This is a genomic window from Bacillus sp. CZDM1, from assembly GCF_055502545.1.
The window spans coordinates 26,465-35,904 of the sequence record NZ_JBUESO010000025.1 but is presented as its reverse complement, the minus strand read 5'-3'; the positions used below and the strand labels follow the sequence as shown (position 1 = coordinate 35,904).

The 9,440-nt window shown below is 38.1% G+C and carries 2 protein-coding genes, 5 tRNA genes and 1 riboswitch; all 7 genes read left to right on the top strand.

Annotated features, from left to right (window positions below):
• Position 1: 1 nt before the first annotated feature.
• The 7 genes from ACY3XC_RS27915 to ACY3XC_RS27885 all read left to right on the top strand — a co-directional run bounded on the left by ACY3XC_RS27915 (position 2) and on the right by ACY3XC_RS27885 (position 9,389).
• Positions 2-76, top strand: a tRNA-Gln gene (locus ACY3XC_RS27915).
• A 4-nt stretch (positions 77-80) separates the two neighbouring features.
• Positions 81-155: transfer RNA gene (locus tag ACY3XC_RS27910), tRNA-Gly, on the top strand.
• Positions 156-161: 6 nt separating this feature from the next.
• A tRNA-Cys gene (locus ACY3XC_RS27905) sits at positions 162-232 on the top strand.
• 39 nt (positions 233-271) lie between these two features.
• Positions 272-357 (top strand) — tRNA-Leu (locus tag ACY3XC_RS27900).
• A 23-nt stretch (positions 358-380) separates the two neighbouring features.
• Positions 381-462, top strand: a tRNA-Leu gene (locus ACY3XC_RS27895).
• 406 nt (positions 463-868) lie between these two features.
• The gene (locus ACY3XC_RS27890) at positions 869-7,927 is read left to right on the top strand and encodes a 5'-nucleotidase C-terminal domain-containing protein (protein WP_464871434.1); all 7,059 of its coding nucleotides are present in this window, start codon (positions 869-871) and stop codon (positions 7,925-7,927) included.
• A 338-nt stretch (positions 7,928-8,265) separates the two neighbouring features.
• Positions 8,266-8,447: riboswitch (Lysine riboswitch) on the top strand.
• A gap of 105 nt (positions 8,448-8,552) precedes the next feature.
• A complete protein-coding gene (locus ACY3XC_RS27885) occupies positions 8,553-9,389 on the top strand; it encodes a transporter substrate-binding domain-containing protein (RefSeq protein WP_464871433.1) in 837 nt (278 codons plus the stop codon).
• The last annotated feature ends 51 nt before the right edge of the window (positions 9,390-9,440 follow it).

The following is a 9,440-nucleotide window of genomic DNA, read 5'->3' as shown; positions in this document are numbered from 1 at the left end:
TTGGGCTATAGCCAAGCGGTAAGGCATCGCACTTTGACTGCGACATGCGTTGGTTCAAATCCAGCTAGCCCAGCCAATTTGCGGAAGTAGTTCAGTGGTAGAACACCACCTTGCCAAGGTGGGGGTCGCGGGTTCGAATCCCGTCTTCCGCTCCAACATATGGCGGCATAGCCAAGTGGTAAGGCAGAGGTCTGCAAAACCTTTACCACCGGTTCGAATCCGGTTGCCGCCTTCAAGTGTTTTATTTACTTTTTATAGCGTGTTTCAATGCGCCGGGGTGGCGGAACTGGCAGACGCACAGGACTTAAAATCCTGCGGTAGGTGACTACCGTACCGGTTCGATTCCGGTCCTCGGCATTACCTTTACAAAATTTTATTATGCCGGTGTGGCGGAATTGGCAGACGCGCACGACTCAAAATCGTGTTCCGCAAGGAGTGTCGGTTCGACCCCGACCACCGGTATCTAAAAAAACCTACAAATGTTGTAATATCAACATTTGTGGGTTTTTTTGTCGTTTAGAAAATAAAAGATTACCTTGGCGGTCATACATAAAGGATGATAGCTCGAGAATAGCTAAAAGAAGGAGGAGTGGTCCTCATAAAGGGTCCTTTGCTTAAATCCACTACATAGGAGCCAAAAGATTCCCGTTGAACCCGAAAAATTATGATAAAGGGAATCAGACGTTCCACCTGATCCCATTGAGCCTAGTGACCTATTTGTAAATTAACTCATTTCAGGATATTCGACAATTCGCCAGTTTTTTACATAAAATTAACACTTGCTTAATAGTAGAATTATATAATTATCACTGGTAAGAGTTTGCTAGCATATTTGATTAAAAGTAATACATATAAAAAGGAGGAAAATATGAATAGAAGACATAAGAAGAGATTAAGTATGGTCACGGTGCCTGCTTTACTTATCAGTTTATTTTCACCAGTAGCTAATACTACTGCAAAGGCTGAAACTAGCGTAGCTACTGATTTGATAATCTCAGAATATATTGAGGGGTCAAGTTATAACAAAGCGATTGAGCTATACAATGGAACAGGCGCAGAGATTAATCTAAGTGGATATACACTCGAACACTATAATAATAGTGGAAGTGCTATAACAGGAACAACTACTACGGATAAGGTTTTATCATTAGAAGGTAAGCTCGCTGCTGGCAATACATACGTGATATCTCTTTCAGATGCTGATCCTGCTATTGCTGCGGTAACTGATAAAATCGATGATAGCAAACAAATAATTAATTTTAATGGTAACGATCAAATCGTACTTAAGAAAAATGGAAGTGTTATTGATTCAATTGGACAGGTTGGTTCAGTGGAAAATTCCTTGGCAAATGTATCTTTAGTTAGAAAAAGTAATGTTTTAACAGGTGATACAATTATTAATGATGCCTTTGATAAAACAAAGGAATGGTCTGATTTAGGCGAGGGTGTCACTTCGAATCTAGGAATACATACATTAAGTGAAGCACCTGGAGAGGAACCTGAAGCGCCACTAGAAGCTATTACAGTGGCAGAAGCTCGTGAAGCTGGAGCAGGTCAAACAGTAACCATTGAAGGCATTGCTACAACAAAGAATGGACTTTGGGGTTATGATACCTTCTATATGCAAGATGAAACAGCAGGTATGCTCATCTACAGCAGCCCGAAGGATGTTCAACCAGGGGATAAAGTAAAAATTACTGGAAAGTTATTAACCTATAAGAACGAATTAGAGCTTCAACCGACTAACATGGAAATTATATCTTCTGGTAACAATCTGCCAGAAGCTCAAGTTATTGCACCAACAGCTATTAACGAAGCTACTCAAGGTGAATTAGTTAAACTAGAAAATATTACAATTACAGCTCTAGAAAGTGATAGCTATGGAACGGCTATTTTCCAAGCAAAGACGGAAACAGGTGATCAGGTACGAGTAATTCATGATAATCGTACAGGTTCTGATTATCATGAACTGATTAAACACTATAAAGAAGGCGACAAAGTTCATTTAAAAGGAATTGGATCGATTGATAATGATGGATATCATGTAAAAACCTATGGTCTTGAAAGCTATGATTTAGTAAACAAACCAGCAGTTTTTGTAGAACAAGCGGAAGGAACAGTACCAGCAGGAACAAAGATTGAACTGAAATCTGGTATTGAAGGTCCTGAGATATATTACACAATTGATGGTTCAGTGCCAACAATCGAAAGTACTAAATATGTTGAACCCATTGCATTAAATACTGGAGACACAACCATTAAAGCCATTGCAGTAACTGGAGATAATGTGAGCGAAGTATTTAGCTTCACTTATACTATTTTAAATACTGTAGGCGTAAAAATTCGTGATATTCAAGGAAAAGGACATGTTTCAAAATATAACGGATCGTCAGTTACGGGTATCACTGGTGTTGTAACGCATGTTATTAGCGGGTCAACATTTATCATTCAAGATGATAATGAAGACGATGACAAAACAACATCAGAAGCAATTCAAGTATACAAATCATCTCATGGTGTGCTTGTTGGCGATAAAGTAACCGTTGACGGAATTGTAGAAGAATATGGCGGCGGTGCTAACCTATCAAAAACTGAAATTAACGCAAGTGCTTTAACAAAAACAGGAACAGCTGAGTTACCAACACCACTAGTAGTTGGTAAAGACATCCTGCCTCCAAATAAAATCATTGATAATGATGAAATGAAATCATTTGATCCTAACGAAGATGGAATTGATTTCTGGGAATCCGTAGAATTTATGCGCGTTTCATTCCCAAATGCGAAGGTAGTTGGTCCATCATATTCTGGCGATGTTCCGATTGTAGTAGAAAGCACAACAAATAATATATTTAATGTTAACGGCGGCCTTAATATCGCAGCTGATGATCATAACCCTGAAAAAGTCTTCTTAGATAATGTTGGTAATAGTAAATACTTATCAGGTGATCAATTTAAGGGTGATGTTGTTGGTGTCATTTCTTATTCAAGTACTGGATTCCAACTTTTAACAGACAAGGAGACATTACCTGAAGTAACAAAAGCAAACATACAACCAGAAGTAACGAATATTGCTCCAGCTGAAGATAAATTAACTGTAGCAACTTACAATATGGAAAACTTCTCAAATAACAAATCAAACACACCAGATGAAAAAGTAGTTAAAATAGCGAAAACATTTGTAAATAATATGAAAACACCAGACATTATTACATTAGTAGAAGTGCAAGATAATGACGGCCAAACTGATTCTGGAAATGCAGATGCAACCGAAAGCTACGAACGGCTAATAGCAGCAATCAAAGCTGAAAATGGGCCTGCATACGAATGGACAGATGTAACACCTGTAAATAATGATAACGGTGGTGCACCTGGTGGTAATATCCGTGTTGGGTACCTATATAACCCTGACCGGGTTACATTTGTTGAAGGAACAAAAGGTACAGGCACACAAGCAAATGCTTGGAGTGAAACAGGTAATTTAACGCTTAACCCAGGAGTCATTAATCCTGCTAAATTTCCTGATACACGTAAGCCAATAGCTGCAGAATTTGAGTTCCAAGGTGAACGAGTAGTTGTGATCGGTACTCATTTGAATTCTAAAGGTGGAGATCAATCCTTATGGGGATCTAACCAGCCTCCTAAATTAAATTCAGAAGCAGAACGCCTTGGTTTAGCACAAGCAATTAATGATTTCATTGATGAAGGACTTGCAAAAAATCCTAACTTAAATATTGTGGTAGCTGGGGATATGAACGATTTCGAATTTACTCCAGTTCTTGAAACACTTAAAGGTGATAACTTAACAAATATGGTTGATCAAGTACCTGCAGAAGATCGTTTCTCTTACTTCTTCCAAGGAAACAATCAAACGTTAGACCATATTTTAGTTTCAAACAACTTATTAAATGCTACAACAGCTGACATGATTCACATTAATGCGAACTTTACTGAACAAGCATCAGACCACGATCCAGTTTTAGTTCAAATTGATTTAGCTAATGCAGCTAAAAAATATGCATTAAGCATAATGCATACAAATGATACCCATGCAGCTTTAGACAAAATGCCTAAAACTGTAACAGCAGTAAAAGAAGTCAGAGCAGAAAAACCAGATGCATTGCTTTTAAATGCAGGGGATGTTTTCACTGGAACCTTGTATTTCAATGAATTCCAAGGACAAGCGGACTTGGCTCTAATGAATCTTATGGGCTATGATGCTATGACATTCGGTAACCATGAGTTTGATTTGGGTTCATCGGCTGAAGGACATCAAGGCTTAGTTGATTTTATTAAGGAAGCGAAATTCCCATTTGTAAGTGCAAATGTCGCTTTCGCTCAAGATAATAAATTTGCAGGAATTTCCAATGATTCCTTAACAGCTGAAGCAGTGAATGGTCAAATTTATAATGGAATTATCAAAGAAGTAAATGGTGAAAAAGTGGGTATCTTTGGTTTAACTACTGCAGAGACTAAAGATCTTTCCAGCCCTGGAGCTATAACTTTTGAAGATTATAAAGCAGAAGCAGAAAAAGCAGTTCAATCGTTGGAAGCACAAGGTGTCAATAAAATTATTGCCTTAACTCATATTGGGTATGACGATAATGCGGCCATTGATAATGACTTAGTTTTAGCAGAAGAAGTTGAAGGTATTGACGTAATAGTTGGTGGACATAGTCATACAGAATTGGCTGAACCAGTAGTTGTTGCAAAAGACGCAACACCAACTGTAATTGTTCAAACTGGTAATGCAAACAGCAAACTAGGTATGCTTGATGTTGAATTTGATGGAAAGGGTATTGTAGTTGGACAAGCTGGGGAATTAATCGCAATTGGCGCACAAGCTGATGATCCAGAAGCAGCAGCATTGTTAGCACCATACAAAACGAAAGTAGATGGTGTAGCGAAAGAAGAAATCGGTGTAACAACAACAGTAGAATTGGAAAACCCACGTACAAATGGTGATAATACAGCACCAAGTGTACGTAAAAACGAAACAATTCTTGGCAACCTTATTACGGATGGAATGCTTTCAAAAGCAAAAGAATTCACTGGTAAAAATGTGATTATGGCATTGCAAAATGGCGGTGGAATTCGTGCAGCAATTAATGAAGGACCTATTACAGTGGGTGAAGTAATCACTGTTCTTCCATTCGCTAATACATTAGCAACAATGGATGTAAGTGGTGCAGAATTAAAAGCAGCATTTGAAATCAGTCTCAGTAAATATCCTGGAGAAAATGGCGGATTTTTACATGTGGCTGGTGGCAAAGTAGAGTTTGATTCTACTAGACTAGTAGGGGAACGCGTTGTATCTGTATCGTATTTAGATGATAATGGTGATTATGTAGATGTTCAAGATGACACGATGTACACTGTTGCAACTAACGCCTTTACAGCTAAAGGTGGAGACGGCTATAACGTATTCGCTATAGCTTACGAAGAAGGACGAGTTACGGACTTAGGTCTTTCGGATTGGGAAAACTTCCGTGATCAGTTAGCAGGCAATGGCAGTGAAGGAATCCCAACTGAAGTTGAAGGCAGAATCGTTGATGTAGCAGGTCAATTTAACTTAACTGTTATGCATACGAATGATACCCATGCTGCCTTAGACAACATGCCGAAGACAGTAACTGCTGTAAAAGAAGTTAGAGCAGTAAACCCTGAAGCACTACTTCTTCATGCTGGGGATGCATTCACTGGAACCTTGTATTTCAATGAATTCCAAGGTGAAGCTGACTTGGCCATGATGAATTTAATGGGCTTTGATGCGATGACCTTTGGTAATCATGAATTTGATTTAGGTTCTTCAGCAGAAGGACATCAAGCATTGGTTGATTTTATTAAGGAAGCTAACTTCCCATTTGTAAGTGCAAACGTTGATTTCTCAAAGGATGCAAAATTCGATGGAATATTCAATAATTCCATCGAAGCTGAAATTCAAAATGGTCAAATATACAATGGAATCATTAAAGAAGTAAACGGAGAGAAAGTGGGTATCTTCGGCTTAACAACTGAGGAAACAGCTGATATATCCAGCCCAGGGTCCATTGCATTCGAAAACTATCTTGCAGAAGCAGAAAAAGCAGTACAAGCTTTTGAAGCTCAAGGCGTTAACAATATTATTGCATTAACTCACATTGGTTATGACGATAATGCAGCCGTTGATAACGACTTAATCCTTGCTGAAAAAGTAGAAGGCATTGACATTATTGTTGGTGGACACAGCCATACAAAATTGTCTGATCCTGTTGTAGTGGCAAAAGATACAACACCTACTGTAATTGTTCAAACTGGTAATGCCAACAGCAACCTAGGTATGCTAGATGTAACGTTCGATGAAAATGGTGTTGTAATTGACCACAATGGCAGCTTAGTTGCAATCAGCGATCAAGAAGCTGATCCACAAGCAGCAGAAGTATTGGCACCATACAAAGCACAAGTTGATGCCGTAGCTCAAGAAGAAATTGGTGTATCAACTCCAATGGAATTAGAAAATCCACGTACAAATGGAGATAATACAAAACCGAGTGTTCGTAAAAACGAAACAATTCTTGGCAACCTCATTACCGATGGTATGCTTATTAAAGCAAAAGAATTCACAGGTAAAAATGTGATTATGGCATTGCAAAACGGTGGCGGAATCCGAGCTGCCATTAATGCTGGTCCGATCACAGTTGGAGAAGTAATCACTGTATTACCATTTGGTAACACATTAGCAACCATGGATATTACTGGTGCTGAGTTAAAAGAAGCATTTGAAATTAGTTTCAGTAAATACCCAGGAGAAAATGGCGGTTTCTTACATGTGGCCGGTGGTAAAGTGGAATTTGATTCTACAAAACCAGCAGGGGAACGTGTAGTATCTGTTAAATATTTAAATCAAAATGGTAAATATGTAGAAATTCAAGACGAAGAAACTTACACAGTTGCCACTAATGCTTTCACAGCTAAAGGCGGAGATGGTTATGATGTCTTTGCGAAAGTATATGAAGAAGGACGTGTAACAGACTTAGGTCTTTCAGATTGGGAAAACTTCAGGGATCATCTAGTAAGCTTAGAAACTATTTCTACAAAAGTGGAAGGGCGGATTGTAGACCTAAGTGATGAACAAGGTAATATACCGGGAGAAAATCCAGGCAATAAACCGGGAGAAAATCCAGGCAATAAACCGGGAGAAAATCCAGGCAATAAACCAGGCGAAAACCCAGGTAATAAACCTGGAGAAAATCCAGGTAACAAACCAGGTGAAAATCCAAGTAAATCAAATGAGGTTAAACCGCCAGTAGTTAAAGAAGCTAACAAGTATACAATTAGTGATGAGGCTCTAAAAAATCTTGAAGAAAAAGCAATCGTTGTTATTGAAGTTGATAATAAAATGAATGCAACTGTAACACTGACAAAAGAACAGATTCAAGCTTTAAAAGATGCAAATGCAGTAATTCAGGTTAGCAATGGAAATGTAGATGTGCAAATTCCTGCTTCTATCCTGCCGTTAGCAGAAAACCTAGATATTAAAGTGAAGAAAATGGCAGCCAATGGTTCACTAGCTGTTTATGACTTTACCATTGAAGCTGATGGCAAATTGTATGAGTTCAAAGAAAAAGTTAAACTTACATTCAAAGTTGATCCAAAACAAATTGTGAATCCTAAGAATGTAAAAGTTTATTATTGGAATGTAGAGGAAGAAAAGTGGGAACTAATCGGGGGAGAATACAAAAATGGTGAAATCTCAGCTTATACCGATCACTTCAGTACGTATGGTGTATTCGAAGGCGAACCAGAATCTAATAAGATTCCTGCTCAAGCTGATCATGAACTTCCGAATACAGCAACAAACAACTTTAACATTTTACTAGCAGGATTATTATTAGTTCTATCTGGCGGCGTTTTATACTACGTTAAAAGAAGAAATGCTATTTCAAATTAATAGGTAATAATCAAAAGAAACAATGAGATATTATGGAAATCAACATTCAATTATTCGTTTTTTATAAGTAATTGAAAAAAAGGTAGGCGTGCTAATTTATTGCACGCCTTTTTCTTCGTTAGTATCCTGATCTTTATGCTTTTTCCAATCAGAATGATATTTTCTGTAAAGCTGGTACTCCAAGTTAAAGAAATCGATATCATGTTCAATCTATGATTAAAATGTTTTTAATCCTTTGGAACAATAGTTTGGCAGAAATTGCCCTAAATAACTAGTTGACGGATTTCGACAAAATGCTGTAGTATATTAATATAATTTAATAAGACCTCACTTTTTTTCAGTGAGGTAGAGGCGCGATATTTAACAGTCTTTAGTGGAGCTTGAGAAGCCGTGATGCTAAGGAGAAGGAAATGTCGCCGAAGTTTGTAATATTCTCAATATTACATGCTGGGTCTGTAGTTAAGAACTGCAGGACTGTCTCAATAAACTTTCCGGTTTATTGAGTTGTGCTATCTCATTTGGGATAAAAGAGTGGACTTAAGGGAACTATGCATATTGCGGCCTGAGTTTATCTCAGGCCGTTTTTTGTTTATAGTAAACTATTAAAAAACAGGGGGAGAGCAACATGAGAAATAAGTTATCATTATTTATTGTTTTATTGGTTTCGGCTATGGTTCTATTAGCAGGATGTGGGACAAGCAAGGGTTCTGATTCTGGAGCATCAGAGGATAATACGTTTACGGTCGGCCTTGAAGCGGGATATGCGCCATTTAACTGGACTCAAAACGATGATTCCAATGGTGGAGTTAAAATAGACGGCTCTGCAGAATATGCAGGTGGGTATGATGTGGAAATCGCAAAAAAAGTGGCTGAAGGTTTAGGGAAAGAATTAGTTATTGTCAAAACAGAGTGGGATGGCCTTGTACCAGCTTTACAATCAGGTAAAATTGATGCAATTATCGCTGGTATGTCACCAACAGCAGAACGTAAAGAAACAATCGACTTTTCAGATAACTACTATACATCCAATTTAGTGATGGTTGTAAAAAAGGGCAGCAAGTATGAAGGTGCTACTTCTATCCAAGACTTCAAAGGGGCAAAAGTTACAGCTCAATTAAATACCTTCCACTATTCAGTGATCGATCAAATTGAAGGTGTAGAAAAGAAAACAGCAATGGACAACTTCCCAGCTATGAGAGTAGCCCTTGAATCAGGAATGATTGATGGATACGTTTCTGAGCGTCCAGAAGGAGTTAGTGCCTCAGCTGCAAATGAAAACTATGTAATGGTTGAATTTGAAGAAGGATTTAAAACATCAGCAGATGATACAGCAATCGCAGTCGGACTTGAAAAGGGCAGCGACTTAACAGATAAAATCAATGAAATTTTAGCTGGTATCTCAGAGGAAGACCGTACCAGTATTATGGATAATGCTATTAAGAATCAACCAGCAGCAAATTAATCATGAGAAACCGGCTGTATTGAATCATACAGTCGGTTTTATACAGTAAAG